This is a genomic window from Kribbella flavida DSM 17836 (genome assembly GCF_000024345.1).
Classification (GTDB): domain Bacteria; phylum Actinomycetota; class Actinomycetes; order Propionibacteriales; family Kribbellaceae; genus Kribbella; species Kribbella flavida.
In genome coordinates, this window is the sequence record NC_013729.1 from 6514047 (window position 1) to 6540601 (window position 26555).

A 26555-nucleotide genomic window follows, 5' to 3' on the forward strand; every position below is an offset into this window, starting at 1 on the left:
AGGTCAGCCTTTGATCGCCACGAGAATGGCGTCCCACAGCCGGGCGCGGGCGGCGAGCGCGGTGTTGATGGTGTCCGCGCACTGCTGCCACTTGGCCTGGTCGTCGCCGCACAGGTCGGCGACCATCTGCATCGCCATCGGGGTGTGGAACTCGCCGTCCACCTCGATGTGCCGCTCCAGGTAGTCGACGAACGTGTTGAGCTTTCTCGACCGCTCGTTCACCGCGACCACCTGGGTGAACATGTCCGGGATCAGGTCCTCCCGGCCGAACGCGAAGGCCGCCGCCTGGCAGTGCACCGGCGCGTTCTCGATGATGTCCCAGGTGGTGCCGGCGAAGTCGATCGACGCCTCCGGTACGCCGGCCGCCCGCAGCGACTCGACCACCGAGCCGCCGTCGCGCAGCAGGCCGATCAGCTGCTCGATCGCCGTCGTGTCCGCGCCGGCTTCCCGCATCCCGTTCACGTACAGCTCGAAGTGGCTGATGAAGCCCGCCTGGCCGTCGACGACCAGCTCGTCGGACTCCTCGACCATCACGATGTCGTTGATCAGCCGCCGGCTGCCCGGGTGCGCGGTCGGGATCCACGGCACGGTGACGCAGGTGAGCTCGCGCTGCAGCGACTTCAGCAGCGACATGAAGTCCCAGACCGCGAAGACGTGGTGCTCCATGAAGGTGACCAGCGACTCGTGCGTGTCCAGGTTCGCGTAGAGCGGGTGCTGGACGACCTTGTCGCGGGCGTCGCCGACGGCCTTCTCCAGCTGCTCGATGCCCGGGTGGGTCTGACCCCAGTCGTAGCGTGACATGACGATCTCCTTCTAGCGATCGGCCCAGAGCGTCGGGCAGAAGTCGGGGTCGGCGTAGTCGGGCCGCCCGTCGGGGGTCCGGCGGACCACCGCGTCGTGGTTGTACGCCGCGAGCGTGCCGTCGGACAGCGGGAACTCCCGGTAGGCGTTGCCACCGTCCTGCAGGTGCAGCGAGATCGCGCGGCGCGGTCGGTCGCTGACGTTGGCGCCGGAGCCGTGGTACGTCCGGCAGTGGTGGAAGTTCAGGTGCCCGCGCGGGATCGTGATCGGCACCTTGACCACCTCGACGCCGTTGTGCCGCGCGTTCTCGGTGAGCATCTGCTCCAGCTGCGACCGGTCCCGCTCGGCGAAGTGCCGGACCACGGTGTCGTCGCTGCCGATCTCCTGCCAGCGGTGGCTGCCGTCGACCATCGTGATCGTGCCCATCTCCGGCGGGCAGTCGTGGAACGGGATGAACGCGGTCAGCATCCGCTCCGACGACGAGGACGACCAGTAGTGCTTGTCGAAGTGCCAGGGCACGATGTTCGACGGTTCGCCGGAGATCGGCGGCTTGTAGATCAGCGTGGACTGGAAGATCCGGATCTCGTCCACCTGCGCCAGCCGGGCCGCGACCGCGCCGATCAGCGGCTTGCGCAGGATCTTCGCCAGGCCGTCGTGCTCGTAGTGCACGTAGTCGTTGTGCCGCTGCACGTCGCCCTTGGACGGGTCCCAGTAGGCCAGCTTCGGCGGCCGGACCGGCAACGTGCGGTCACGCTCGCCGGCGTAGTACCGCTCACTGGCGTTGACCAGCTCGTCGGTCTCGTCGTCGGTCAGCAGCTTCTTCGACAGGTACCAGCCGTGCTCGGCGTAGAACGCCACGTCCTCGTCGGACGGCAGCAGCTCGATCTCTTCCTCGGACAGGCGGAACTCCAGAGCACTCACAGCTCGACCCCTTGCAGCTCGCGCTCCTTGGCCTCGTACAGGGCCTTGATGTTGCCGCTGCCGAACGTCATCGCGCCGCGCCGCTCGATGATCTCCAGGAACAGCGTCCGGCGGACGTGCATCGACTCGGTGAAGATCTGCAGCAGCTGGCCCCAGTGGTCCCGGTCGACCAGGATGCCGAGCTTCTGCAGGTCCTCGATCGGCGTCTCCACCTCGCCGACCCGCTCCGGCAGCGCCTGGTAGTACGCGGCCGGCGTACCGAGGAAGTTCACCCCGCGCCCGGCCAGCGTGCCGACCGCCTCGACGATGTCGCTGGTGCGCAGCGCGATGTGCTGCACGCCGGCGCCCGCGTGCCAGCTGAGGAAGTCGTCGATCTGCCCCGGGCGGCGGTTCGGGTCCGGCTCGATCAAGGTGAACGTCACGTGCTTGGACGGGCTCTGCACGACCGTCGACTCCATGCCCTGACCGGCCACCTCGATGTACTCGTCGAAGATCGGCAGGAAGCCGAAGACGTTCTCGTAGAAGTCGACCGTCGGCTTCAGCTGTCCCGACGGCACGCAGATCGCCAGGTGGTCGATCTCGCTGAACAGCTTCTCGTCCGGCCCGCCGGCCGGCTCGGTGATCTGGAACGCGCCGGGCAGGAACTCCCGCCGCGGCCCGTGCCGCTCGACCAGCCGGTGGATCACGTCCCCGAAGCCGGCGACCTCGGCGACCACCACCGTGGTCTCCTGCTCGTCGCTGTACGTCGTGGGCTCGGCGACCGACACCGCGCCGCGGCCCATCAGCTCGGTGTAGGCGACGGAGGCGTTGTCCACCTCCAGCCCGACCACCGCGACGCCGTCGCCGTGCCGCTGCACGTACTCGGCGGCCGGGTGGTCCGCCGCCAGTCCGGACGTCAGCACGATCTGTACCGCGCTCTCCCGCAGCAGCAGCGACCGCTGGTCCGTCAGGCCCGTCTCCGGTCCCCCCTGACCGTGCACCTGCAAGCCGAAAGCGTGTCCCAGGTAGAACGCCGCCTGCCGTGCGTCGCCCACGTACATCTCCACGTGGTCGATCCCGTAGATCTCCATCACCAGGCCATCCCCTCAGTTGTTGTCTCTGTGGCCGGCGTGCTCGCCGGTCCGAACAGCAGGCTCACGTTCTGGCCGCCGAAGCCGAAGGAGTTCGACAGCGCGTACTCCGGCCGCAGCTCGCGCGGCTCCTTCCGGACCAGGTCCAGCGGGCAGGCCGGGTCCGGGTCGTCGAGGTTGTACGTCGGCGGCAGTACTCCGCGGGACACCGCCAGCGCGCTCGCGGCCGCCTCCACCACCCCGGAGGTCCCGAGCATGTGACCGGTCAGCGCCTTGGTGGAGCTGACCGCCGGGACGGCCTCGCCGAACGCCAGGCCGATCGCGACCGACTCCGCGACGTCACCGAGCTTCGTACTCGTCCCGTGCGCGTTCACGTAGCCGACCTGCGCCGGTACGACGCCCGCGTTCGCGAACGCCTTGCGCATGCAGTCGGCCGCACCGGTTCCGTCGGGCCGGGGCGCGGTCGGGTGGTGCGCGTCGGCGTTGACGCCGTAGCCCGCCACGTCGGCGTACCCGCGGGCCCTTCGGGCGGTCGCGTGCTCGGCGCTCTCCAGGACCAGCAGCGCCGCCCCTTCGGAGAGCACGAAGCCGTTCCGGCGCAGGTCGAACGGCCTGCTCGCGGCCGTCGGGTCGTCCCAGCCGCGGGCCAGCGCCCGGGCGTTGCCGAACGTCTCCGCGAAGGTCGGAAACAGCGGGGCCTCGCTGGCCCCGCACAGCACGACATCGGCTTCGCCCGCGCGGATCAGCCGGACGGCGTCGGCGATCGCCTGGGCGCCGGAAGCGCACGCCGTACCGACCGAGGAGGTGTAGCCGCGCAGGCCGAACCGGATCGCGACCCGGGCGGCCGGCATGTTCGGCAGGATCCCGGTCAGCAGGTACGGGCTGACCGCGGCCCGGCCCCGCGCGGCCCGCGCCAGCACCTGGCTCTCCAGCGTGGCCATGCCGCCGACGCCGCCGATGATCACGCCGATCCGGTCCGGGTCGACGTTCTCGCCGACCACCAGGCCGGCGTCGGCCAGCGCGTCCTCGGCGGTCAGCTGGGCCAGGATCACGGTCCTGTCCATCACCTTGCCGTCCGGGCCACTGGCGATCTTGCCCGGGTCGACCGGGGGCAAGAACCCAGCCAGCTCGACCGACTCCGCGACCGGGTGCCCCGCCGGCGGCCGGCCGATTCCCGACCGTCCGTGCAGCAACGCGTCGAACACGTCGTCGACTCCCCGGCCGACCGGCGTGAGCAGGCCCATCCCGGTGATGGTCACGGCCGTCACGACGACACCCCCGCGAGCCGGTCCTGCCGCAGCGCGACCTTGCGCACCTTGCCGGTCACCGTCACCGGTACGTCGTCCTGCCCGATCACGGCGATCCGCCGGATCGTCGCGGCCACCTCGGCCCCGACCGCCTGGTGGATCCGGTCCGTGCGGTCCAGCGCCGGATCAGCGTCCGGGGCGAGCTCCAGCAGGACGTCGGTCAGGTAGCTGCCGTTGTCCGGCACCACGATCACCGTGCAGTCGAGCACCTCCGGAAGCGCCGCCAGGATGCGCTCCTCCGACAACGAGGTGTACAGCTGCGGCCCCTCGAAACCGGCCACCGCGTCCGGCACCCGGTCCAGGTGGAAGTAGTGCCCGCTCTCGTCGCGGTGCACCAGGTCACCGGTCAGGAACCACCCGTTCAGCCGGAACCGGAACGTGTTCACCGAGTCGTTCCAGTAGCCCGGCGACACGCTCGGCGAGCGGAACCCGAGCAAGCCCGGCCGGCCCGGCGGCAGCTCGTTGCCGTCAGCATCGAGCACGGCGGCTTCGGCGAACTGGTACGGCTTGCCGATGCAGCGTCCGTAGTGCTCGGTGTCCGGCGTGTGCGTGATGTGGAAGCCGTTGTGGCCCATCTCGCTGGAGCCGAGGCCGTCGATGAAGTGCGAGCCCGGCACCGTGACCCGGCCGTCCCGGGTGACGGTCTCCCGGGAGCCGGCTGCGACCAGCTTGCGGATGTGCGGCTCGTGCGCGCAGTCGCCGGTGTTGAACCACAGCCGCACCGACTCCACGGCGTACCGGCTGAGGTCGGCGCGGGCCAGCCCGGCCCAGGTGACCGCGAAGCCGTAGACACCGTGCGGTTTCCACCGCTCGATCGCGGCCAGCACGTCCGACGCGTCCTGGCTGGACAGCAGCAGCATCTCGGCCCGGTTGCCGAGCACCTGGTTGACCATCAGGATCGTCGCGGTGTGCGGGATCGGCAGCGCGTTCAGGATCCTGTCGGTGCCCTGCGCCTGCGGCATCGTCAGCAGGTGCTTGAGCGCGGCGTACAGGGTGGTGTGGGTGTGCAGCACCGCCTTCGGTACGCCGGTCGTGCCACTGGTGTGGGTGATCACGACGGGGTCGTCGCGGTGATGCCGGTAGTGCTCGGGCGCCCGTCCGGGATTGCCGGTGCCGAGCTCCTTCGGCTCACCGAGGATCGGTGCCCCGTGCAACGAATCCGGCTGGTCCGACTGGCCGGCCAGCAGCTCGCGGTGCGCGGCGTCGGCGAGGATGGCGTCGACGCGCAGCCGGCGGATGTACTCCGACGCGATCGCCGGGGCCATCTTGCCGTTCAGCAGGGCGGGAATCGCGCCGACCCGGGTCAGGGCCAGGAAGCTCAGCACGATGTCGGCCGCGTCCGTGGCCCAGATCGCCACCACGTTCCGCCGGCCGATTCCCCGCGCGTGCAGCCACGCTGTCCGGGCCTGGACGCGCTCGTCCAGCTCGCCGAGGGTGAGCGGGTGCTCGGCGGCGAACTGGTCGACGGCCGTGTCGAAGGTCAGACCCGGCCCGTCCAGGTCGGCGCCGTGCGCGATCACCGTGGCCAGTACGTTGCCGGTCCCGACGGACGGGTCCGCGGCCAGCTGTGCCCTCAGGCTTCTCACAGTTGTTCTCCCCCACTCACCAACAGGGCGACTGCGGTGTCGCCGGTGGTTGCTTGTTCGACCAGGACGACCAGGACCTGGTCGGCCTCGCCGTCGGCCAGCAGCAGCGCGGCCTCGTCCAGGCCGGCCCGGTGCGCGTCGATCGACGGGCTGACGCAGACCACCGGACCGCGCAGGCCCCACCGCGCCGCGACGTGACCGGCGACGGCGTTGGGCACCGACTGGAAGAAGTAGAGCGGTCCGATCCGCTTGCTATCGGCAACCGCCTCGCGGACGTGGGTGGCGCTGGCCAGGTCACCGGTGCGGCTGACCAGGACCAGCGCGGTCCGCTCCATTGGCGCGGTCCGGGCGAAGCACCGATCGGCGACGACCGCCACCAGCGGGCTGAACGAGGACCCGACGAAGCCGGGCAGCTGCGGCGGACCTGCCACCGCGTCGTCGCCCGGCTGCGGCCAGTGACTGGCAGTGACCACGACCGGGTCCGGGAGTCCGGGCGTCGAGATCATCCCGCACGCACCAGCAGAGCCGTGTTGGCGCCGCCGAAGGCAGCGTTCAGCGTCAGCCCGTACGCCGTACCCGCCGGCCGCGGGGCGTCGGCGATGACGTCCAGCGGGCAGTCCGGATCGGGCGTGGTGAAACCGGCGTTGACCGGAAGCTTGCCTTCCCGCAGAGCCTGCACGGTCAGCACCAGCTCCAGCAGGCCGGAGGCTTCCAGCGCGTGCCCGTGCACCGCCTTGGTGGAACTGACCGGCACGTCGCTCGCGAAGACCCGGCGGATCGCAGCCGCTTCCGAGGCGTCGCTGAAGCCGGTGCCGGTCGCGTTGGCGTTGATGTAGCCGACCACCTCCGGCGGCAGGCCGGCCTTGTCCAGGGCCGACTCGATCGCGGTCGCGAGCCCGCGACCCGCGGGATCGGGGCGGCACGGATGGTACGCGTCGCCGGCCCGACCCCAGCCCGCGACCTCGGCGATGCCTTCGCCGGCCTGCAGAACCACCGCGACCACCCCGTCGCCGAGCAGCAGGCCGCGCCGATCCCTGCTGAACGGGCGGACCACCCCGTCGTCCGCGAGGGCGCGACCGGCGTCGAACAACGCGAACTGGTCGGACTCCACCAAGTAGCCGGCGGCAACGATGATGCGGTCGGCGGCGCCTCGGCTGATCAGTGCGGTGGCGTCGGCGACCGCCGTACTGGCTGAGACGCAGGCGCTCGTGTAGATGCGGGCGGCACGGGTGGCCAAGGCGCGGGCCTCGCACCGGCCGTGGACCGCGAGCAGCAACGGTGTGGTCGCCCGCTGCCCCGGCGTCAGGCCGGCGTCCGCGCAGGCGGTGGTGACGGCGTCGAGCAGTTCCTGCTCGAGCGAACGAGCGCTGTTGGCCGTCGCAGCCTTCGTCACCCTGCGCTGCGCAGTGTCGAAGCGCCGGACCTCGGTGAAGGCGGCTGCGCCGGTCAGCGCCGCCGCCAGCTGAGCCTCGGGCCCCCGACCGAGCGCGCTCAGCACCGACATCCCGGTGACAGCGACCGGACGCCGTACGGCGACGCGTGGCCGGCCGACGGACTGTGCCTGGTGCGAGGTTAGGTCAGACATGGCTGGTCAGGACTTCCGCGAGCACGGCGACGGCGTCGTCGATGGTCCGGATCCGCTCCAGCTGGTCGTCGGTCAGCTCGATGCCGTACCGCTGCTCGACCTGGTGGACCAGCCAGGCCAGTTCCATCGAGTCGATCCGCTCGCTACCGGCCGGACGTTCGCCGAGTCCGGCCAGCCAGTCGGCGATCTCCGCTCTGCCCGGCGGGGGCAGAGCGGACGAAGGCGGGGAGAAGGAGGTCATCAGACCTGCTGCGCGACCCGGCCGGCCACCTCGGCGGTGAACTCGCCGACGGTCATCAGGGCCAGCTGCTCGGACTCGTCGTCGGAGAACCGCACGCCGAACCGGTCCTCCACCCGCACCGACAGGTCGGCCAGCGCCAGCGACTCCAGGTCCACCCCGGCCGGGCCGAGCGTGGTCTGGTCGTCGACGCCCTCGACGTCGTAGTTCATGTCCTGCAGCTGCGCGAGCACGAACGCGCGAACCTCGTCCCTCATCGGGATACCTTCTTTCTGTGGATGAACGTCCGGGGCCCGGTCCGGAACCCGTGCACGTCTGGGTGACACCAACCGGCGACGAGCCGCGATCCGCCGCCCACCGCCTGCTCGAACAACTCGGCAGTTCGCTGCTGGGCACTCCGGCTGCCCTTCGTCACGCAACCACCGGCCGCCCGACCCTGAACGGGCTGTCCGTGAGCCTCAGCCACGCCCGGACCTCCGGCGACGAGCAAAGCGCCGCAGGCGCCGGAGCTGTCGGCACCGAGCGACGCGCCGCGAGCGGCGTGCACGGGCTGGTTGCGGTCGCCGCCTCGGTGGCCGGGCCGGTGGGAGTGGATCTGGAGGTGCGGCGTGCGTTCGCGGTGACCGGGATGGCGCGGCGGTGGTTCGATCCCGCCGAGGCGGCGCTGGTCGAAGCCGCCGACGACCCGGTCGAAACCTTCCTGCTGCTCTGGACCGCCAAGGAGGCGGTCGGCAAAGCCCTCGGCCGCGGCCTGCGCTCCAACGGCCTCGGCCGCCGGATGCCGGCCCTGACCACCGGAAAGGGCACCCTGCACGCCCACGCGGTTCCGTCCGAGGACCAGCTTGTGGTGGTTCACGTGCCTCTGCGGTGCGATGCGGTCCTGGCGCTCGCCTGCCCGCGCGGTGTGCGAGAGATCGTGCTGACCGAACATCACGGGGCCGCCTTGCGCAGCACCGTCAGGTCGCGCACAAGCTTCCCGGTCGTTGTCCTCGGCAACTGACCGAGCACCCGCAGCGTCCGCGGCCGCTTGTACGACGCCAGCAGCTGCGCCAGTTCGGCCTCCAGCGCTGGCACCCCGCGCGGCGCGTTCAGCTGCACGTACGCCGTGATCGCGCCGTCGAACACGACCACCGCCGCCTCGACTCCGCGCAACGTCCCGAGCGTGTACTCGACCTCGGTCAGGTCCACCTTCAACCCACCGACCGACACTTGCGAGTCCAGCCGCCCGCGGATCGACACCAGCCCGGTCTCCGGGTCGATCACCCCGGCGTCCTTGGTCCGCAACCAGCCGTCGGACCAGCGCGCCGGGTCCGACAGCCCGAGGTACGGCGACTCCGGCCGCCGGATCTGCAGCTCGCCGTCGACCGCCCGGATCTCGATCCCGGGCGCCGGCCGGATCGCCGGCCGGTGCGCGCCGTGCAGGTCGGTCCCGATCACCCCGACCTCGGTCATTCCGTACATGTTGCCCAGCGGTACGCCGTACTTGGTCTCGAACGCGTGCGCCACCGACGCCGGCACCAGCTCGCCACCGGTCGTCATCCGCTTGAACTGGGGCAGCTTCGGCGGCTCGGTCACCGAGGCCAGCAAGCCGATGTGGAACGGCACCCCGAGCACCGTCGCCGGGCTGGAGCCGCTCGCGATCGCCTGCACGATCGCGTCCCCGGTGAGCCGGGCCGGCGGAACCAGCTGGACGCCCGCGTGCAGTCCGTACAGCAACCCGCCGACCAGGCCGAGCACGTGCACCATCGACGGCAGCAGCACGATCCGCTCGCCCCGCTCCGGTACGCCGTCCAGCTGCGTGTAGCGCAGGACCTCCTCGATCAGGTCCTCGGCGGTCCGGCCGATCACCTTCGACGGCCCGGTCGATCCCGAGCTGAGCTGCACCACAGCGTGCGCCGTACCGGCCGGGTGGCCGCAGTAGCTGGCCACGTCGGCGTCGACGTCGACGAACGTGCGCAACCCCGAGGCGACCGGCCGCTGCGGCGACACGACGACCTGCGGCACCAGCCGCTCGATCGCCCGCCGGACCTCGTAGTCGGTCAGCCGATGGTCCAGCAGGATCGCCTGCCCGCCACTGCGCCAAACCGCCAGCAAATAGGTCACGAAAGCCATTGACGGAGGTAACCGCAATGCGGCGGCTCCACCCGCCCGCAAACCGGATTCCGCCAACTCCGCCTGCCGGTCCCGCACCAGTCGCCGCAGCATTCCACGGTCCACCGGAGTGGGTAACGAAAAGCAGATGTCACTGGTGGGTCCGGCCAGCAGCACATCATCGACCCATTGGGCACCCACGGTGGTTCCGGGCACCACGACAGCACCGTCCATGGTCATCCGAGCTCCGAGATTCGCCTTGAACACAAAGGATTCGAAGCACCAGCACCCCCACCAAGGCCTGGCGATGACGCAGACGATACGACACGACGCACCGCGTGCGCTACGGACCGAAAGTGATGGTCCCACTACCCTTCGCGTTGTGTTCCGGACCGCTTTTCTTTTGCCCTCGCATCAGCGATGCTGCTGCATTTCAAAAAGCCCAGAACTCAAACGCTCCATCACTCCACAAACCACTCGAACCCAGCTCGAAGGTTAGGAAATAAACGAGTGCGGGCTCCCCCGCAGGGGAACCCGCACGTTGTCAAATCTCCGTTTGAACCTGTTTTCCACCAAGAATTTCTCCCCCGATCACCCCCGCCGCTGCCACTCCTCGTGGCGTTCGACCGGGTGGAAGCCGAGGCGCGCGTTGACGGCGTTCATGGCGGTGTTCTGCTCGCCGTTCCAGGTGTGCACGACCAGGGGCTCGCGGTGGACCCGCTGCAGTTCGAGGTGGTTGCGGGCTTTCAGAGCCAGGCCGAGGCGGTGGCCGCGGTGCGGGGGCGACACCAGCGTGCCCCACTGGAACGCCTTGCCCGGGTCGTGCTCACCGACGTACAACTCGGTGTTGCCGGCCAGCGTGCCGTCCGGAGCGACCGCGACGGTGATCCAGCCGTGCCGCCCCTGGGCCCGGCTCTGCTCCTCCACGGACCGGACGCGGGCGGCGTCCCAGCGCTCGGCCTCGACCTCCAGCTCCCCCTGCGGAGCCTCCAGCGCGAACGTGGCCTGCAGCGCCGCGTACGCGTCCACCAGCTCGTCCGGGCACCGGTCCTGCCAGCTGCGCAGCTGGTAGCCCTGATGGCGCTCGGCGGCCTCGGCACACAGCTTCTCCAGGAACGCGTCCTCCAAGGGCAGCTCGAGCACCCGGTGCACCTCGTGGTTCGCCGGCGAGAACCCCAACGCCGCCGCAAACCCCTCCCCCGCCGTCCGCCCGCCACTCCCAGCCCGCACGCCGTCCCCCGCCCCATCCCGCCAAGTGCTGGGTTCTCCCCCCGAATACCCGCCGGTGAACCCAGCACTTGGCGGGTTCTCCTCCGAAATGGCGGGGGTGGGGAGGGGGATGTCGAGTTGGGTGACGAGGGTGGTGCGGGCGTGGTGGGCGGCGCGCTCGTCGAGCAGGCGGGCCAGCGCCCGGCCGTAACCCTGCCGGCGGGCGTCCTGCCGTACGGCGATGGTGGTCGTCAGCTGGGAGGTGTTGTCGGTGAGCGGGAGCTCCAGGAAGAGCGTTCCGGCGATCTGCCCGGCGTCGTCACGGACAGCCCAGATCTCCTTGGCCCAGTACGCGCTCGGGCGCACCAGCCCGACCCGCATCTCCTCGCGGGTCCAGGTCACCGCGAACGGCCGGCCGTCGTCGAGCGCCGGCCGGTAGACGTCGTACCAGGCGTTGTAGGACTCGGTGTCGTGCGGGTCGACGCGTTTCGGAGTGCTCATCGGGCCACTGTAGGGAGCAGCGCGCCGACCGCTCCAGCCCTTTACCGCCTCAGGCGGGGGCGCCGAGCTTGCCCAGCGCGACCGCGACCCGGCCGTCGGCCTCGGCCAGTGCCTCCCGGGCGGCGCTGACCGGGCTGCCGGTCAGCAGGTGCACCAGAGCCGGCTTGAGCTCGCCGTCGGAGTCGGCCAGCGCGGCGGCGCAGGCGTCCGCGTCGGCGCCGGTGGCCTCGGCCAGGATCCGCAGCATCCGGCCGCGCAGCTTGTTGTTGGTGGCAACCATGTCGACCATCAGGTTCGACCAGGTCCGGCCGAGCTTGATCATCAGCGTGGTGGAGAACGCGTTCAGGATCATCTTCTGCGCGGTGCCGGCCTTCAGCCGGGTGGACCCCGCGATGACCTCCGGCCCGGTGTCCGCGGCGATCAGCACGTCGGCCAGGGGCGCGAGCGGGGCGTCCGGGTTCGAGGTGACCAGCGCCGTGGTGGCGCCGACCGACCGGGCCTGCCGCAACGCGCCCGCCACGTACGGCGTACTGCCGGAGGCGGCCAGACCGATCACCACGTCCAGCCCGGTGACGGCGGCCGCGTCGGCCGCGCCGCCTTCCTCGGAGTCCTCCACGTTCTCGACCGCGCGCAGCAGCGCGGGCATGCCGCCGGCGTGGTGCGCGACCACCAGGTCGTCCGGCGCGTGGAACGTCGGCAGCAGCTCGGCGGCGTCCAGCACCGCCAGCCGGCCGGACGTGCCGGCCCCGAAGTAGTGGACCCGGCCCCCGTTCCGGACGGCGTCCACGGCGGCATCCACGATCCGGGCCAGCTCCGGCACGACGGCACCGACCGCGCCCGCGACCCGGGCGTCCTCCGCGTTGACCATCCGGAGGATCTCGAGGGTGCCCACCGCATCGATCGCGAGCGTCCGGGGGTTGCGCTGCTCCGTGGGTGTGATCACGCTACGATGTTAGTTTTCTACTGAACATTTTTCAATTCTGTTGATCGTTGACAGAACTCTTCATCCGATGCCCGCGGACCGCGCTGGCGGTTTCCTCGAGTGCCTTGCGGGCGTCCGGCAGCACCGACTGGGCCACTCCGATGAACAGGCAGTCGATCACCATCAGCTGCGCGATCCGGCTGGACATCGCGCCGGACCGGTACGTCGTCTCGCGGGCGGCGGTGGTCAGCACCAGGTCCGCGGCGTGCGCGAGCGGCGAGCGCGGGAAGTTCGTCACCGCGACCGTGGTGGCACCGTGCCGGGCCGCCTCCTCCAGCGCCTCGATCACCTCGACGGTGGTGCCGGTGTGCGAGATCCCGATCGCGACGTCGCCGTCGCCGAGCAGGGCCGCGCTGGTCAGCGCCACGTGCACGTCGGACCACGCGAACGCGACCCGGCGGATCCGGTGCAGCTTCTGCTGCAGGTCGAGCGCCACGAAGGCGCTCGCCCCGGAGCCGTACAGGTCGACGCGCGGCGCCTTGGCGACCGCGTCGACGACCTGGGCCAGCGTGTCCACGTCGAGCTGCTGGGCGGTCTCGCGGACCGCCCGCTCGTCGGCGAAGGCGACTTTGCCGACCACGTCGGCCAGCGAGTCGTCCGGCTCGATGTCACCCCCGACCTCGGGTCGGACGTTCTCCTGCGCCGACTGGGCCGCCAGTTGCAGGCGGAGCTGCGGATAGCCCGGGACGCCGACCTGCTTGCAGAACCGGATGACCGTGGTCTCCGAGGTGGACGCCACCTCGGCCAGTTCGGAGATCGTCATCGCCGCCACTCCGCCCGGGTCCGCGAGGACCGCGTTCGCCACCCGCTGCTCGGCCGGGGCCAGCGCGGGCATCACCGCGCGGACCCGGACCAGCAGCGGCCCCGTGGGTTCTGGAGAGGTCATCGAAGTCATGACGCCACGGTACGGCGAATGAGCACCGAGCGGGGTCACCGACGCGAAAGTCTCCAACCTGACGCGGTGAAGGCTTCCGGACTGCGTTCGCCGTTGAAGATCACCTGGTGGCCGTCGGTGATCTTCACCCCGTCCACGAACACCCCCCGGCCCTGGTAGAGCGCGTCGGAGGCGTACCGCCAGCGGATCGTCTGGTCACCGCCGGCCAGGTCGGCCGACGCCTGGTGCCAGTGCCGGTCGCCGGACCCGCTGATCGTGCCGTCGGTGTCGACCACCGATCCCCGGTCCACCAGCGAGAACGGGACCTTCGTCCAGGTGACCCCGTCGGTCGAGGACTCCAGGTACAGCAGGTCGGTGTCCTCGGTGTCGACGAACAGGTCGAAGGCCAGCTTCGCCCCGCCCGCGGGAGCCGCGACCGGCAGCGCGAGCGTCGACGTACTGGCGTCGGTGGTGCCCGAGAACCAGGCGTCCTTGCCGTGCCGCGGCGCAACGCCGAGCGACAGCGCCAGCCCCTGCGCAACCGCCCGCCGGGCCGGGTTGTTGCTGCCCCAGTTACGGCTCGGGTGCACCCGGTTGGTGAGCAGGATCGCGAACGAGCGGGAGTCGAAGTCGATCACCAGCGACGTGCCGGTGTACCCGGTGTGCCCGGCCGTGCGCGGCCCGGACAGCCCGGCCATGTACCAGCGCTGGTTCAGCTCGAAGCCGAGCCCGTGGTCGTTGCCCGGGAACGCCTGGGTGAAGTTGGTGATCATCGCGGTGACGGAGCTTTCCTTGAGGATCCGGGCGTGCCGGTAGCTGCCGCCGTTCAGGAAGGCCTGCGCCAGCACGGCCAGGTCGTCCGCGGTGCTGAACACCCCGGCGTGCCCGGCGACACCGTCGAGCGACCAGGCGTTCTCGTCGTGCACCGAACCCCAGACCATGCCGCGGGCCGGCGCGCTCTGGAACTCCGTGGCCGCGATCCGCGCCTTCTTCCTCGGGTCCGGGTTGTAGCCGGTGTCGCGCATCTGCAGCGGCTTGGTGATGCCGTCGGCCACCAACTTGTCCAGCGTCTTGCCGCTGACCCGGTGGGCGACCTCGCCGAGCGCGATCAGGTTGAGGTCGGAGTACAGGTACCGCGTACCGGCCGGGCTGGTCGGCTTCGCGGTCAGCGCCATCCGCAGCCGCAAGGCCGGAGTCGGCTGGCCGCTCCACAACGGCAGCCAGGACGGCAGGCCGGTGGTGTGGGTGAGCGCCTGCCGGACGGTGATCGCCGCCTTGCCGTTCTCGGCGAACTCCGGCACGTACGTCGCGATCGGGGCGTCGAGGTCGACCCGGCCCTTCTCGACCTGCTGTATCACCACGATCGAGGTGAACAGCTTCGACACCGACGCCAGGTCGAAGATGGTGTCGGTACGCATCGGGATCTGCTGGTCGGCCGGCAGCTCGGTGCCGGCGCCGTCGGCGTACTTCACCGCCAGCCCGGTCGCCTCCCGGGTGACCACCTTGCCGTCGTGACCGAGCAGCGTGACGGCTCCGGCGTACAGCGGCTTGGCGGTGCCGTTGGGCCTGGTCCAGCCCTCGACCTGGGCGAGCGCGGCGTCGATCGGCGCGGGGTCGAGGCCTGCCTTGGCCGGGGTCGTGTCGCGCAGCAGGGTGTTCTTCGAGGCGTAGCCCTCGAAGGGGCGGTCGAAGCGTCCGGCGGTTCGGTTGCTGTCAGCAACTGCAGGGGTAGCCATGGTGAGGATCAGGGTAGCGACCGCCGCGGTCGCTGCCGCTCGCCTCATCGGTTGCCGCCCTTGTAGAGCAGGTACTGGGCCCGGCGCGCGTTCCACGCGGCGACGTCCGGCTGCCAGGCCGCGACGATCTGCTCGGCCGACGCCCCGGCGGTGAACATCGTCCGGAACCGGTCCGAGCCGGTCAGCAGGTCGATCCACCGGCCGGGCGGGTTCTCCGCCCGCCAGGCGAAGTCCGGGTACAGCCGCTTGGCCTCGATCATCATGTGGGTGGCCGCCAGGATCGGCTCGACGCGTTCGGGATCGGTGATGTGCACCTGGACGCCACCGCACAGCTTGTTGGCGTTCTTGCTGATCAACGGGTTGAAGTAGGCCTCGCGGAACTCGATGCCCGGCACGTTCTTGGTCCGCAGCGCCTCGGCCCAGCGGTAGTCGACGTACGGCGCGCCGATCAGCTCGAACGGCCGGGTGGTGCCGCGGCCCTCGGACATGTTGGTCGCCTCGAACAGGCAGGTGCCGGGGTAGAGCAGGGCGGTGTCGGGCGTCGGCATGTTCGGGCTCGGCAGCACCCAGGGCAGGCCGGTCTCGGCGAACAGCTGGTCGCGCTTCCAGCCCTCGACCTCGATCACCTGGAGGTCCTGCACCACGGGGCCGCCGGTGTCGAGCGCCAGGTACTCGGCGTTGAAGAGCCGGGCCAGCTCGCCGACCGTCATGCCGTGCTGCTGGATGATCTCCTCCTTGCCCACGCCGGAGGTGTACCCGGGCAGCATCATCGTGCCGTCGGCCGAGCCGCCGACCGGGTTCGGCCGGTCCAGCACGACGAACTTCAGGCCGCTCTTCGCGGCCGCCACCATCGCCTCGTACATCGACCAGATGTAGGTGTAGAACCGGACCCCGACGTCCTGGATGTCGAAGACCACCGTCTCCACGCCGGCCTTGGCGTAGATGGTCTGCAGCTTGGCCGCGTTCGCGCCGTACGCGTCGTACACCATGATCCCGGTCCGCTTGTCGACGTGGTCGCCTTCGGCGCTGCCGGCCTGCGCGCTGCCGCGGAACCCGTGCTCGGGACCGAACGCAGCGACGACGTTGACCTTGCCGGAGGCGTGCATGGCGTCGACGATGTGGCTCAGGTCGTTCAGGATGCCGGTCGGGTTGCTGTACACCCCGACCCGCTGGCCGGCCAGCGGGTCCCAGCCGGAGTCGGCCAGGACCTGCGCGCCGGTCCGCACCTTGCGCTTCTTCGCCGGGTCAGGGGTGGCCTGGGCGGCGGTGGCCCCGAGCAGCGGCGCGGCGCCGACGGCACCTGCGCCGGCCAGGAAACTACGACGTCCTACGGTCATGGGTGGACCTCCGATCCACGGGCGAGCGCCAGGTCGGCCACGACGGGCCGGTGATCGCTCGCGGCAAGAAGAGCAGGGGAAGCCGGTACTTCGGCGCGGAGGACTCCGACGCCGTCGGACACGGTGATGTAGTCGATGCGTTTGACCGGCGTCGCCGCCGGATAGGTCAACGGGTTGCCCGTGGTGATCGGCGCCGCGGTCCAGGCGTCGGTCATCGCAGGCCAGAGCCGGGCCAGCTCGGCCGCCTGCGGTTCGGCGTTGAGGTCACCGACCAGGACCTGGTTGGCCCCCGCCGGGTCGTCGGCCAGGATCTTCAGCGTCTCGTCCACCTCGGTCCGCCGCAGCGACGGGTCGGCCCGGTAGTCCAGGTGGGTGACGTAGAAGTGCAGGCGGGCACCCTTGGCCTGGACGACCGCCTCCAGGAAGCCCGGCATCGGCGTCGGGCCGGCACCGGGATCCTGGGTCGACAGCCGGGTCAGGTTGTGGTTCTGCACCTCGAGGATCGGCGCCTTCGACAGCACCGCGAGCCCGTACTGCCGCCGGGGCTCACCGGCCCGCAGCGGGTCGAAGTCGTAGATCGGGGCGAAGCCGGCGCGCATCCCGAGCCGCTGCGCGAGCTCGGACACCAGGTCACGCCACTGCGAGCGCTCGCTCCAGTGCACGTCGACCTCTTGCAGGCCGATCACGTCGGCGTCCAGTGCCCGCAGCGTGGTCTCGGTCCGGTCCAGGTCGAACACGTTGTCGTGCCCGGCGCCGGCGTGGATGTTGTACGTCGCCACCCGCAGCGGCACCGGCGGAGCGTTGCCGTCGGCAACTGCCGGGGTGACTCCGGTCAGCAGGGTGAGCGCGGCGACCAGGACCGCCAGTTTCCTCACCATGTCAGCCCGTGCCCGAACGGATAGAGCTTCGTCGCCGGCGACCCGGCGACCGGGACGTCGACCGGCAGCTTGCCGGCCGGCTTGAGCTCGCCGTACAGCACCTTGGCGAGCGACTCCATCGACACGTCGGCGTACGAGTAGGTGGCCAGGTACGTCGGCGCGGCGGTGAAGTAGGCGATGTCGTACGGGTCGCGCACGGCGACCACGATCACCGGCTTGCCGGTCGCGAGCAGGTCCTTGACCAGCTTCTGCTGCTTGCCCTGCTTGTCGGTGACCGCGGTGTCCCAGGCCTTCATGGTCAGGACGACGGTCAGGTCGTTGGCGCGCGCAGCCGCGACCGCACCGGCGATCGCGGTGTCCGACGGCGTCGCACCGGTCTGTCGCACGGTCGTCGTGGCACCGCGCGCGGTCAACCGGTTGGCGAGTGTCTGGGTGGTGGACACGCCGTACCCGGTCACCAGCACCTTGCGCGGACCAGCACTCAGCGGCAGCAGACCCGCCTCGTTCTTCACCACTGTCGTGGTCCGGTCGGCGATGCGTTGCGCGGCCGCGTAGTGCTCGGGCGTTCCGACCACCGACGGCACGGCCGCGACGTCGACCATCGGGTCGGCGACGACACCGTTGAGGTGCTTCAGCCGCAGGACCCGGTAGACGCTCTGGTCGAGCCGCTTCTCGGTGATCCGGCCGGACCGGACCGCCGCCAGCACGGCGTTGTAGGCGACGTCCATCGCCGGCGACATCAGCAACTGGTCGCAGCCGGCTTCGAGCGCGCGCACCGCCACCTCGGCGTCGCCGTACTTCTGCCGGACGCCGGCCATCGCGAGCGAGTCGGTGATCACCACGCCGTCGTAACCGAGCTGTTCGCGCAGGATGCCGGTCAGAATCGGCTTGCTCAGCGTGGCGGGCTCGCCGGACGGATCCAGCGACGGCACCACGATGTGCGCGGTCATGATCGAGTCGATCCCGGCCTCGATCGCGGCCTCGAACGGCGGCGCGTCGATCGTGTTCCACTGCTCGCGGGTGTGGTTGATCGTCGGCAGCGACGTGTGGCTGTCGTCGACGGTGTCACCGTGCCCCGGGAAGTGCTTCGCGCACGAGGCGATGCCGCCGCCGCCCTCCAGCCCGGTCACCTGGGCCGCGGTCAGGTCGGCGACCAGCGTGGGGTCGGACGAGAACGAACGCACCCCGATCACCGGGTTGAGCGCGTTCACGTTGACGTCGGCCACCGGCGCGTAGGCCTGGTTGACGCCCACCGCCCGCAGCTCCGCCCCGGCGATCGCCGCGGCCTCCCGGGCGTCGGCCGTACTGCGGCCCGCCCCGAGCGCCATCGCGCCCGGGAACTGGGTGGCCGGCGGACCGACCCGGAACACGACGCCGTGCTCCTGGTCGGTGCTGATCAGCAGCGGGACCGAGACCTTGTCACCGACGGCGAGCGAGGCCTGCTGCAGCCCGTTCGACAGCGCGGCGATCTGCGGCGGGTTGGCGACCGAGTCGGTCCAGGCGAAGTAGATGACGCCGCCCAGCTTGTACTTGGCCACCACCTCCGCCGGCGTCGCGACGCCGTACGCCGTGACGTTGCGCCGGTCGGCGGTCTGCGCGGTGGCGCCGTAGGCGTAGGTGACGAAAAGCTGGCCGACCTTCTCCTCCAGCGTCATCCGCGCCAGCGTCGCGGTGGCCCAGCCGTGGGCACGGCCAGGGTTCGAGGCGGCGGCGACACCGGGCCGGAGCCCGGCCGCACCGGCAACAGCCGCTGCAGCCAGGCCCAGGACGGTACGCCGGGTCGGACGGCTCACCAGGACAACCCGTGGCCGAACGGGTACAGCGCAGTGGCCGGCTGACCCGCGACCGGGATGTCGACCGGGAGCTTGCCGGCCGGCGCGATCTCGCCGTACAGGACCTTGGTCAGCGACTCCATCGAGACCGCCTGGTAGCCGTAGGTGGCCACGTAGGTCGGCGCCTGGTCGAAGTAGGCGATGTCGTACGGGTCGCGGACGGCGACGACGATCACGGTCTTGCCGGTGGCGAGCAGGTCCTTGACCAGCTTCTGCTGCTTGGCCAGCTTGTCGGTGACCCTGGTGTCCCAGGCCTTCTGGGTCAGCACGACCGTGACGTCGTTGGCCTGCGCCTTGGCGACCGCGTCGGCGATCGCGGCGTCGGTCGGTGCCGCGCCGGTCTGCGCGACGGTCGTGGTCGCGCCTCGCTTGGTGAGGCTGTTGGCCAGCGCCTGGGTGGTGTTGACGCCCCAGCCGGTGACGAGCACCTTGCGGGCCTGGTTGCTGAGCGGCAGCGTGTTCGCGTTGTTCTTGACCAGGGTGATGCTCTTGTCGACGATGCGCTGCGCCGTGGCCAGGTGGTCCGGCGTACCGACCGTGGTGGCGACCTTGGCCGGGTCGACGAACGGGTGGAACAGCACGCCCTTCTTCAGCTTCAGCAGCAGGATGCGCATCAGGCTCTCGTCGATCCGGCGCTCGCTGATCCGGCCCGACTTCACCGCGTCCACGACGGCCCGGAACTGCACGTCCGGCGCGGGCGGCAGCAGCAGCTGGTCGACGCCGGCCTCGATCGCGCGGACCGCCACCTCGGCGTCGCCGTACTTGGCCCGGACCGCCGCCATCTCCAGCGCGTCGGTGATGATCAGGCCCTTGAAGCCGAGCTCCTTGCGCAGCACACCGGTCATGATCGGCTTGCTCAGCGTGGCCGGGTCACCGGACGGGTCCAGCGACGGGATCACGATGTGGGCGGTCATGATCGAGTCGATGCCGGCCTTGATCGCGGCCTTGAACGGCGGCGCGTCGATCGTGTTCCACTGCTCGCGGGTGTGGTTGATCGTCGGCAGCGACGTGTGGCTGTCGTCGACGGTGTCACCGTGGCCCGGGAAGTGCTTCGCGGTGGCGATGATGCCGGCGTCCTTCTGGTAGCCCTGCACCTGCGCGACCGTCAGGTCCGACACCAGCTGCGGGTCCGACGAGAAGGAGCGGACGCCGATCACCGGGTTGAGCGCGTTCACGTTGACGTCGGCGACCGGGGCGTAGTCCTGCCGGATGCCCATCGCCTTCAGCTCGCGCCCGGTGATGCCGGCCGCGGTCCGGGCGTCGGCCGTACTACGGGCCGCGCCGTGCGCCATGTTGCCGCCGAACTGGGTGGCGGGCGGCCCGATCCGGACCACGACGCCCTGCTCCTGGTCGGTGGCGATCGTCATCGGCACCCGGATGCCGGTGCTGGTGGCCACCGTCTGCAGCTGGTTGGAGTACGTCGCCAGCTGGGTCGGGTTCTGCACGTTGTCGCGGGCGTTGAAGTAGATCCAGCCGCCCGGCTTGTACTTCGCGACCACCTCGGCCGGCGTCGCGACGCCGTACAGGTTGGTGTTGCGCTGGTCGGGCTTGTGCGCGTCCGGCCCGTAGCCGAACAGCACGAACATCTGCCCGATCTTCTCCTCCAGCGACATGCCCTTCATCGCGGTGGCGACCTGCTGCAGTGACGTGATCGGCGGCTGGCCCTTCGGTTCGGGCGGTGGCGCGGCGACCGCGGCGGCCGGGACCAGCGCGGCCACGGTGGCGACAGCGGTCGCAGAGGCGAGAGTGGTGAGAACAGAGCGGCGCAACGCGGACATGACCGACCCCTCAGGTAATTGAATTACAACGTTCCCCCTGGACGCGAAAGTTACCCACGCCACAGATCAGGGTCAAGAGGAAACGGACACCTCATCCAACACGCCGCTCCGGCCGGCGACAACAGACCGCGCTCCATCAACCGCTTGATCACGGCCGTCGTCCGGGCAGCTCGGGGCATCCCGGGGCAGCTTGGGGCAGTTCGGCTCGTCACGGGGTGATGGCTTTGTGGTGCCACCACAGGAGTGCGGGGACGACGGTGAGTTCGACGGCCAGGGCGCCCACGTAGGCCGGGTGGGGCCAGTCGGTGAGCAGGATCGACAGGAGGCGGGTGAGGCCGCCGACGATCCCGAGGGCGAGAACGGCTCGGGTGGCGAGGGCTCGTTCGACGGGGCGGCGCAGGGACCACAGCAGGAGGAGACCGGCGGCGAACCAGTAGAGGTTGGCGAAACGGAACTCGCTGTCGACGGTCGGAGTCACCGGCGCACCGCCCGGAAGGTGGGCGGGGCCGGCGAAGATCCCGAAGAGGCCGGTGACCAGCGGTACGACGGCGATGGCGATCAGGCTCGCGCGGAGGGGCTTCGAGACAGTGCTGCGGACAGGGGAAGTCGCGGTGCCGGTCATGCCTGCATCATCGTTGCCGGCGGGGGCCAGGAGGTCGACGACGTTCGTGATCCGTCACACCCTCCCGTGACGGCGTCACCCCTCCGCCAGGTCCGGCGCTGACTCGAGGTCACAGTTCGAAGGTCGCGACGACCGGGAGGTGGTCGGCGGCGTGGGTGATGGGGGTGCGGGCGGACTTGGCGCGGAAGTCCGTGGAGTGCAGGACGTAGTCGATCCGTCGAAGTGGCAGGACGGCGGGGTTGGTCAAGCCGAGGCCGAAGCCGACCTCGGGCCAGGTGTCCTTCAGGACCGTGGTGAGGTGCTTGATCTCCGGCGCGGTCGGCACGGCGTTGAGGTCGCCGGTGAGCAAGGTCGGTGTGGTGGAACCGGCGAGCAGCTGGACGATCCGCTGCGACTGCTCGACGCGCTCGGCGGAGGTCAGCTTGGACAGGTGGGTGGTGGCGAAGCGCACGTCCCGGCCGGCGACGTCGATGGTGGCGACGGCCAGACCGCGTTGCTCGCTGCCGGCGTGCAGCGGCAGCAAGGTGTTGCTGAAGCTCGTGATCGGGTAGCGGGACAGGATCGCGGTGCCGTACTGGCGGCGCGGCTCGCCGGGCACGAGCGGATCGAGGTCGAGGTTGGCGGCGAACCGGTACTCCATGCCGAGCCGGGTGGCCAGCCAGGCGGCCTGGTTCTGCCAGTTGCTGCGTTCGCTCCAGTGCACGTCGACCTCTTGCAGACCGACCACCGCGGCGCCGGACTGGGCGATCACGGTCGCGATCCGCTCCAGGTTCAGGACACCGTCGACGCCTTGGGCGTGGTGGATGTTGTAAGTCATCACCGGCACCGTGGTGACCGCACGCGGCTGAGCGACGGCCGCGACCGGGGCCAGCACCAGCAGAGCGGCGACAGCGGCGAACAGGCGGGAAAGTCGAGGCATGAGCCAGACAGAACCACGCCGTCGGCTCACCGAGCCAACGTTTGCTCGCTCGTCGAAACCATCGCGCCGGCCGGGGCCGCCGGTGGAGACAGCGAAGTCCCCTGGCACCGCGCAGGCGCCAGGGAACTTCGGCAGTTACAGCTTGAGAGCGCTCGCGACGACGTCGGCCAGCGAGTGGGCGACCTCGTCGGCGGTGTCGGACGACTCCGCCTCGACCATGACCCGGACCAAGGGCTCGGTGCCGGAGGGCCGCAGCAGCACCCGGCCGGTGTCGCCGAGCCGCTTGGTCGCGTCCGCGACGGCAGCCTGCACGGTGGCGTCGGTACCGGCGCGGGACTTGTCGACGTCCGGAACGTTGACCAGGACCTGCGGCAGGCGGGTCATCACGCCGGCCAGGTCGCGCAGCGACTTGCCGGTTTGCGCCAGCCGGGCGAGCAGCATGACCGCGGTCAGGGTGCCGTCGCCGGTGGTCGCGTGGTCGGACAGGATCACGTGGCCCGACTGCTCGCCGCCGAGCTTGTGGCCGCCGGCCTTCATCGCCTCGAGCACGTACCGGTCGCCGACCTTGGTCTGCTCGACCGCGATGCGCTCCCGGACCATCGCCTGGACGAAGCCCAGGTTGCTCATCACGGTCGCGACCACGGTGTCGTTCTTCAGCCGCCCGCTGTCGCGCATCGCCAGCGCCAGCACCGCGAGGATCTGGTCGCCGTCGACGAGCTCGCCGCCGGCGTCCACCGCCAGGCAGCGGTCGGCGTCGCCGTCGAGCGCGATGCCGAGATCGGCGCGGTGGCCGATCACCTCGCGCCGCAGGCCCTCCATGTGGGTGGAGCCGCAGTCGAGATTGATGTTCAGGCCGTCGGGCTTGGCGGCGTACGTGATGACCTCGGCGCCGAGCCGGCGCAGGGTCTCCGGCGCGGTCAGCGAGGCAGCGCCGTTGGCGCAGTCGATGACCACCTTGAGCCCGTCGAACCGGTTCGGAGCGGACCGGACCAGGTGCGACACGTAGGTCTCGAAGCCCTGCCCGTCGTCGAGCACGCGTCCGACCGCGGCCCCGGTCGGACGCTGCCACTGCTCGCCGACCCGGCCCTCGATCGCGTCCTCGATCGCGTCGTCGAGCTTGATTCCGCCGCGGGCCAGGAACTTGATGCCGTTGTCCGGCATCGGGTTGTGGCTGGCCGACAGCATCACGCCGAGATCGGCACCGGTCGAACCGGTCAGGTACGCGACCGCCGGGGTCGGCAGGACGCCGAGCCGGAAGACGTCGACGCCTGCGCTGGCCAGACCGGCCACTACGGCGGCTTCCAGGAACTCACCACTGGCACGCGGATCCCGGCCCACAACGGCGCGCGGCCGGTGCCCTTCGAAGGCACCGGCCTCGCCGAGTACGTGAGCGGCGGCGACCGAGAGGTCGAGCGCCAGCTCCGCGGTCAGGTCCACGTTCGCCAGGCCACGGACGCCGTCCGTGCCGAACAAACGCGCCATCAGGTGATCAGCGCTTGCTGTACTGCGGAGCCTTACGGGCCTTCTTGAGACCGGCCTTCTTGCGCTCCTTGATCCGCGCGTCGCGGCTGAGCAGACCGGCCTTCTTCAGCCCCGGACGGTTCGCCTCCTCGTCGGCGGCGTTCAGGCAGCGGGCGATGCCGAGCTGCAGCGCACCGGCCTGGCCGGTGATGCCGCCGCCGTTGATCCGGGCGATCACGTCGTAGGAGCCCTCGAGCCCGGCCACGACGAACGGCTCGTTCACGTGCTGCTGGTGCACCTTGTTCGGGAAGTACACGTCGATCGGCTTGCCGTTGACGGTGATGTTGCCCGTCCCCGGAACCAGGCGGACGCGGGCGACGGCCTCCTTGCGGCGACCGGTCGCGCCGGCCGGGTTGATCACCGCGACGCGGCCGGACTCGGCGCGCTGCTCCGGGCTCGGGTTCGTCTCGGAGGTGTAGGCGACCGGGCCCTCGCTGTCGATGGGGACCTCAGGGTCGAACTCGGCGGTCTCGGTGGTGATGTCGCTCACGCTGGAAATCCTCGTTTACCTGGCTCGTCGATCGCTTACTGGGCGATCTGGGTGATCTCGAACGTCTTCGGCTGCTGGGCCGCGTGCGGGTGCTCCGGACCGGCGTACACCTTCAGCTTGGTCAGCAGCTTCCGGCTCAGCCGGTTCTTCGGCAGCATGCCCCAGACGGCCTTCTCGACGACCTTGCGCGGGTCCTTGGCGAGCAGCTCGCCGACCGGCGTGCTGGTCAGACCACCCGGGTAGCCGGAGTGACGGTAGGCCAGCTTGTCGGTCCGCTTGTTGCCGGACAGCGCGACCTTGGACGCGTTGACGACGACGACGAAGTCTCCACCGTCCACGTGCGGGGCGAACGTCGGCTTGTGCTTGCCGCGCAGAAGAGTGGCGATCTGGACGGCGAGCCGACCGAGCGTGACGTCGGTGGCGTCGATCACATGCCACTCACGAGTGACGTCAGCAGGCTTCGGGCTGTACGTGCGCACGGTCGTTGACCTTCGTTTCTCAGAGGTTGACAAAACTGGAGCGTCGGCGAGCGGTTCACCGTGACCGGTGTTGACCTGGAACGCACAACAGCAGCCCAGAATACCGGCGCGGACACGTCGGGGTCAAAGTGAGCGTGACCGACCGGGGGACCCCGGCTTGGAACCGAACTCCGACCGCACTAGTTTAGCGGTGAAGATTGAAGTCCGAACCGCGTCCCGCCGGCTGACGATAACCCTCACTCACCGGGCGATGACGCCAGCTTCCGAAGAGGGCATTGTGACCGAACAGTCGCTCACCGTCCGGGACAACCGGACCGGCAAGGACTACGACCTTGCCATCACCGACGGCACCATCCGCGCCGCCGATCTCAAGCAGATCAGCGCCTCCGACGGAGACGGGGGGCTGGCCACCTACGACCCCGGCTTCGTCAACACCGCCTCCACCCGCTCGGCCGTCACTTTCATCGACGGCGACCAGGGCATTCTCGAGTACCGCGGCTACCCGATCGAGCAGCTGGCCGAGCAGTCGAACTACCTCGAGGTCGCCTACCTGCTGATCAACGGCAGCCTGCCGAACAAGACCGAGTACGAGGCCTGGGCGCACGACGTGACCTATCACACGTTCGTGCACGAGAACCTGAAGACCTTCATGCAGGGCTTCCGGTACGACGCGCACCCGATGGGCATGCTGCTGGCCTCGGTCGGCGCGCTGTCCACCTTCTACCCCGAGTCGCGCAACATCTTCGACGAGGAGTCGCGGGCGCTGCAGATCCGCCGGCTGATCGCCAAGATGCCGACGCTCGGCGCGTTCGCGTTCCGGCACGCGCAGGGCAAGCCCTACGTGTACCCGGACAACGAGCTCAGCTACGCGGCGAACTTCCTGTCGATGCTGTTCAAGATGAGCGAGCCCAAGTACGCCGCCGACGACCGGCTGGTCCGGGCGCTGGAGATCCTGTTCATCCTGCACGCCGACCACGAGCAGAACGCCTCCACCAACGCGGTCCGGGCGATCGGCTCGACCCAGGTCGACCCGTACAGCGCGGTCACCGGTGGCATCGCAGCCCTCTACGGCCCGCTGCACGGCGGCGCCAACGAGGCGGTGCTGAAGATGCTGCGCCGGATCGGCACGCTGGACAACATCCCGTCGTTCATCGAGGGCGTGAAGAACGGCGAAGAGCGGCTGATGGGCTTCGGCCACCGGGTCTACAAGAACTACGACCCGCGGGCCAAGATCATCAAGAAGGCCGCCGACGACGTGTTCGAGGTGACCGGGATCAACCCGTTGCTGAAGATCGCCGTCGAGCTGGAGAAGATCGCGCTGGAGGACGAGTACTTCGTCTCCCGCAAGCTCTACCCGAACGTCGACTTCTACTCCGGCCTGATCTACGAGGCCCTGCAGTTCCCGCCGGAGATGTTCACCGTGCTGTTCGCCATCCCGCGCACCTCGGGCTGGCTGGCGCAGTGGCTGGAAATGCTCGGCGACGGCGACCAGAAGATCGCCCGCCCGAAGCAGATCTACACCGGCGGCCGCGGCATCGACTACGTGCCGATGGGCGACCGCTGACCCCACGCACCACCCGCGAAGGCCCTCTCGAGCTGACTCGAGAGGGCCTTCGCCCGTTCCGGGCCTGACCCGCCAGGCCTACGGGACACCCTGACCGGTACGCCGTACGCCGGTCCGCCCGGTACGCCGGGCTACCTCCGCGGAGGTAGTCCCGGTGCCGCCACCGGCCCGACGCGCGGCAGGGGTGGTTTTCGCGACGCTGTGGTGGACATCGACCACGACAGGAGAACCACC

General features: G+C 70.3%; 25 protein-coding genes. 2 read left to right on the top strand and 23 right to left on the bottom strand.

What is annotated here, in order from left to right; all coding sequences use genetic code 11:
- Positions 1 to 3: 3 nt before the first annotated feature.
- The 9 genes from KFLA_RS30095 to KFLA_RS30135 are packed head-to-tail and all read right to left on the bottom strand — an operon-like array spanning position 4 to position 7765.
- Positions 4 to 801: a DUF3050 domain-containing protein gene (locus KFLA_RS30095; protein WP_012923621.1), complete on the bottom strand. Its 798-nt coding sequence runs from the start codon at positions 799 to 801 to the stop codon at positions 4 to 6.
- Between the two features lie 12 nt (positions 802 to 813).
- A complete protein-coding gene (locus KFLA_RS30100; RefSeq protein ID WP_012923622.1) occupies positions 814 to 1722 on the bottom strand; it encodes a phytanoyl-CoA dioxygenase family protein in 909 nt (302 codons plus the stop codon).
- Positions 1719 to 2792, bottom strand: a complete 1074-nt coding sequence (hppD, locus tag KFLA_RS30105) for a 4-hydroxyphenylpyruvate dioxygenase (RefSeq protein ID WP_012923623.1) — start codon at positions 2790 to 2792, stop codon at positions 1719 to 1721. Before hppD ends, KFLA_RS30100 begins: the two co-directional genes overlap by 4 nt.
- Positions 2792 to 4060, bottom strand: coding sequence for a beta-ketoacyl-[acyl-carrier-protein] synthase family protein (locus tag KFLA_RS30110; protein WP_012923624.1), 1269 nt, complete (start codon positions 4058 to 4060; stop codon positions 2792 to 2794). The genes hppD and KFLA_RS30110 overlap by 1 nt, the downstream gene beginning before the upstream one ends.
- Positions 4057 to 5685: a class I adenylate-forming enzyme family protein gene (locus tag KFLA_RS30115; RefSeq protein WP_012923625.1), complete on the bottom strand. Its 1629-nt coding sequence runs from the start codon at positions 5683 to 5685 to the stop codon at positions 4057 to 4059. Before KFLA_RS30115 ends, KFLA_RS30110 begins: the two co-directional genes overlap by 4 nt.
- Entirely contained in the window at positions 5682 to 6191 is a 510-nt protein-coding gene (locus KFLA_RS30120; protein WP_012923626.1) for a beta-ketoacyl synthase chain length factor, read from the bottom strand. Before KFLA_RS30120 ends, KFLA_RS30115 begins: the two co-directional genes overlap by 4 nt.
- Positions 6188 to 7270: a beta-ketoacyl synthase N-terminal-like domain-containing protein gene (locus KFLA_RS30125; protein WP_148256773.1), complete on the bottom strand. Its 1083-nt coding sequence runs from the start codon at positions 7268 to 7270 to the stop codon at positions 6188 to 6190. The genes KFLA_RS30120 and KFLA_RS30125 overlap by 4 nt, the downstream gene beginning before the upstream one ends.
- Entirely contained in the window at positions 7263 to 7511 is a 249-nt protein-coding gene (locus tag KFLA_RS30130) for an acyl carrier protein (protein ID WP_012923628.1), read from the bottom strand. Before KFLA_RS30130 ends, KFLA_RS30125 begins: the two co-directional genes overlap by 8 nt.
- A complete protein-coding gene (locus tag KFLA_RS30135; RefSeq protein ID WP_012923629.1) occupies positions 7511 to 7765 on the bottom strand; it encodes an acyl carrier protein in 255 nt (84 codons plus the stop codon). Before KFLA_RS30135 ends, KFLA_RS30130 begins: the two co-directional genes overlap by 1 nt.
- A gap of 17 nt (positions 7766 to 7782) precedes the next feature.
- Between KFLA_RS30135 and KFLA_RS30140 the strand changes: the two genes are divergently transcribed.
- Positions 7783 to 8508, top strand: coding sequence for a 4'-phosphopantetheinyl transferase family protein (locus KFLA_RS30140; protein WP_085956237.1), 726 nt, complete (start codon positions 7783 to 7785; stop codon positions 8506 to 8508).
- Here the strand turns inward: KFLA_RS30140 and KFLA_RS30145 are convergent.
- The 14 genes from KFLA_RS30145 to rplM all read right to left on the bottom strand — a co-directional run bounded on the left by KFLA_RS30145 (position 8439) and on the right by rplM (position 24757).
- A complete protein-coding gene (locus KFLA_RS30145) occupies positions 8439 to 9839 on the bottom strand; it encodes a class I adenylate-forming enzyme family protein (protein ID WP_012923631.1) in 1401 nt (466 codons plus the stop codon). The genes KFLA_RS30140 and KFLA_RS30145 overlap by 70 nt on opposite strands.
- 351 nt (positions 9840 to 10190) lie before the next feature.
- Positions 10191 to 11309, bottom strand: a complete 1119-nt coding sequence (locus KFLA_RS38515; RefSeq protein ID WP_012923632.1) for a GNAT family N-acetyltransferase — start codon at positions 11307 to 11309, stop codon at positions 10191 to 10193.
- A 49-nt stretch (positions 11310 to 11358) separates the two neighbouring features.
- Complete coding sequence (gene murQ / locus KFLA_RS30155) at positions 11359 to 12252, bottom strand: N-acetylmuramic acid 6-phosphate etherase (RefSeq protein WP_012923633.1); 894 nt, start codon at positions 12250 to 12252, stop codon at positions 11359 to 11361.
- A gap of 31 nt (positions 12253 to 12283) precedes the next feature.
- A complete protein-coding gene (locus KFLA_RS30160) occupies positions 12284 to 13186 on the bottom strand; it encodes a MurR/RpiR family transcriptional regulator (protein WP_012923634.1) in 903 nt (300 codons plus the stop codon).
- 35 nt (positions 13187 to 13221) lie between these two features.
- The gene (locus KFLA_RS30165; RefSeq protein WP_237706634.1) at positions 13222 to 14901 is read right to left on the bottom strand and encodes a serine hydrolase domain-containing protein; all 1680 of its coding nucleotides are present in this window, start codon (positions 14899 to 14901) and stop codon (positions 13222 to 13224) included.
- Positions 14902 to 14945: 44 nt separating this feature from the next.
- Entirely contained in the window at positions 14946 to 16238 is a 1293-nt protein-coding gene (locus KFLA_RS30170; protein WP_012923636.1) for an exo-beta-N-acetylmuramidase NamZ family protein, read from the bottom strand.
- A complete protein-coding gene (locus tag KFLA_RS30175; RefSeq protein ID WP_012923637.1) occupies positions 16235 to 17116 on the bottom strand; it encodes an endonuclease/exonuclease/phosphatase family protein in 882 nt (293 codons plus the stop codon). The genes KFLA_RS30170 and KFLA_RS30175 overlap by 4 nt, the downstream gene beginning before the upstream one ends.
- Positions 17110 to 18909, bottom strand: a complete 1800-nt coding sequence (locus KFLA_RS30180) for a glycoside hydrolase family 3 protein (RefSeq protein ID WP_012923638.1) — start codon at positions 18907 to 18909, stop codon at positions 17110 to 17112. The genes KFLA_RS30175 and KFLA_RS30180 overlap by 7 nt, the downstream gene beginning before the upstream one ends.
- Positions 18906 to 20726, bottom strand: coding sequence for a glycoside hydrolase family 3 protein (locus KFLA_RS30185; RefSeq protein ID WP_012923639.1), 1821 nt, complete (start codon positions 20724 to 20726; stop codon positions 18906 to 18908). The genes KFLA_RS30180 and KFLA_RS30185 overlap by 4 nt, the downstream gene beginning before the upstream one ends.
- A gap of 208 nt (positions 20727 to 20934) precedes the next feature.
- Positions 20935 to 21348 (bottom strand): DUF4345 domain-containing protein, encoded by a 414-nt coding sequence (locus tag KFLA_RS30190; protein WP_012923640.1) that lies wholly within the window; start codon positions 21346 to 21348, stop codon positions 20935 to 20937.
- 109 nt (positions 21349 to 21457) lie between these two features.
- On the bottom strand, positions 21458 to 22267 hold the full coding sequence (locus KFLA_RS30195; protein ID WP_012923641.1) for an endonuclease/exonuclease/phosphatase family protein: 810 nt from the start codon (positions 22265 to 22267) through the stop codon (positions 21458 to 21460).
- 135 nt (positions 22268 to 22402) lie between these two features.
- Positions 22403 to 23749, bottom strand: a complete 1347-nt coding sequence (gene glmM, locus KFLA_RS30200; RefSeq protein ID WP_012923642.1) for a phosphoglucosamine mutase — start codon at positions 23747 to 23749, stop codon at positions 22403 to 22405.
- A 7-nt stretch (positions 23750 to 23756) separates the two neighbouring features.
- Entirely contained in the window at positions 23757 to 24278 is a 522-nt protein-coding gene (rpsI, locus tag KFLA_RS30205; protein ID WP_012923643.1) for a 30S ribosomal protein S9, read from the bottom strand.
- A 35-nt stretch (positions 24279 to 24313) separates the two neighbouring features.
- Positions 24314 to 24757, bottom strand: coding sequence for a 50S ribosomal protein L13 (rplM, locus tag KFLA_RS30210; RefSeq protein ID WP_012923644.1), 444 nt, complete (start codon positions 24755 to 24757; stop codon positions 24314 to 24316).
- Between the two features lie 277 nt (positions 24758 to 25034).
- Here rplM and KFLA_RS30215 point away from each other — a divergent pair, with 277 nt between their 5' ends.
- Positions 25035 to 26321 (top strand): citrate synthase, encoded by a 1287-nt coding sequence (locus KFLA_RS30215; protein WP_012923645.1) that lies wholly within the window; start codon positions 25035 to 25037, stop codon positions 26319 to 26321.
- Positions 26322 to 26555: the final 234 nt, after the last annotated feature.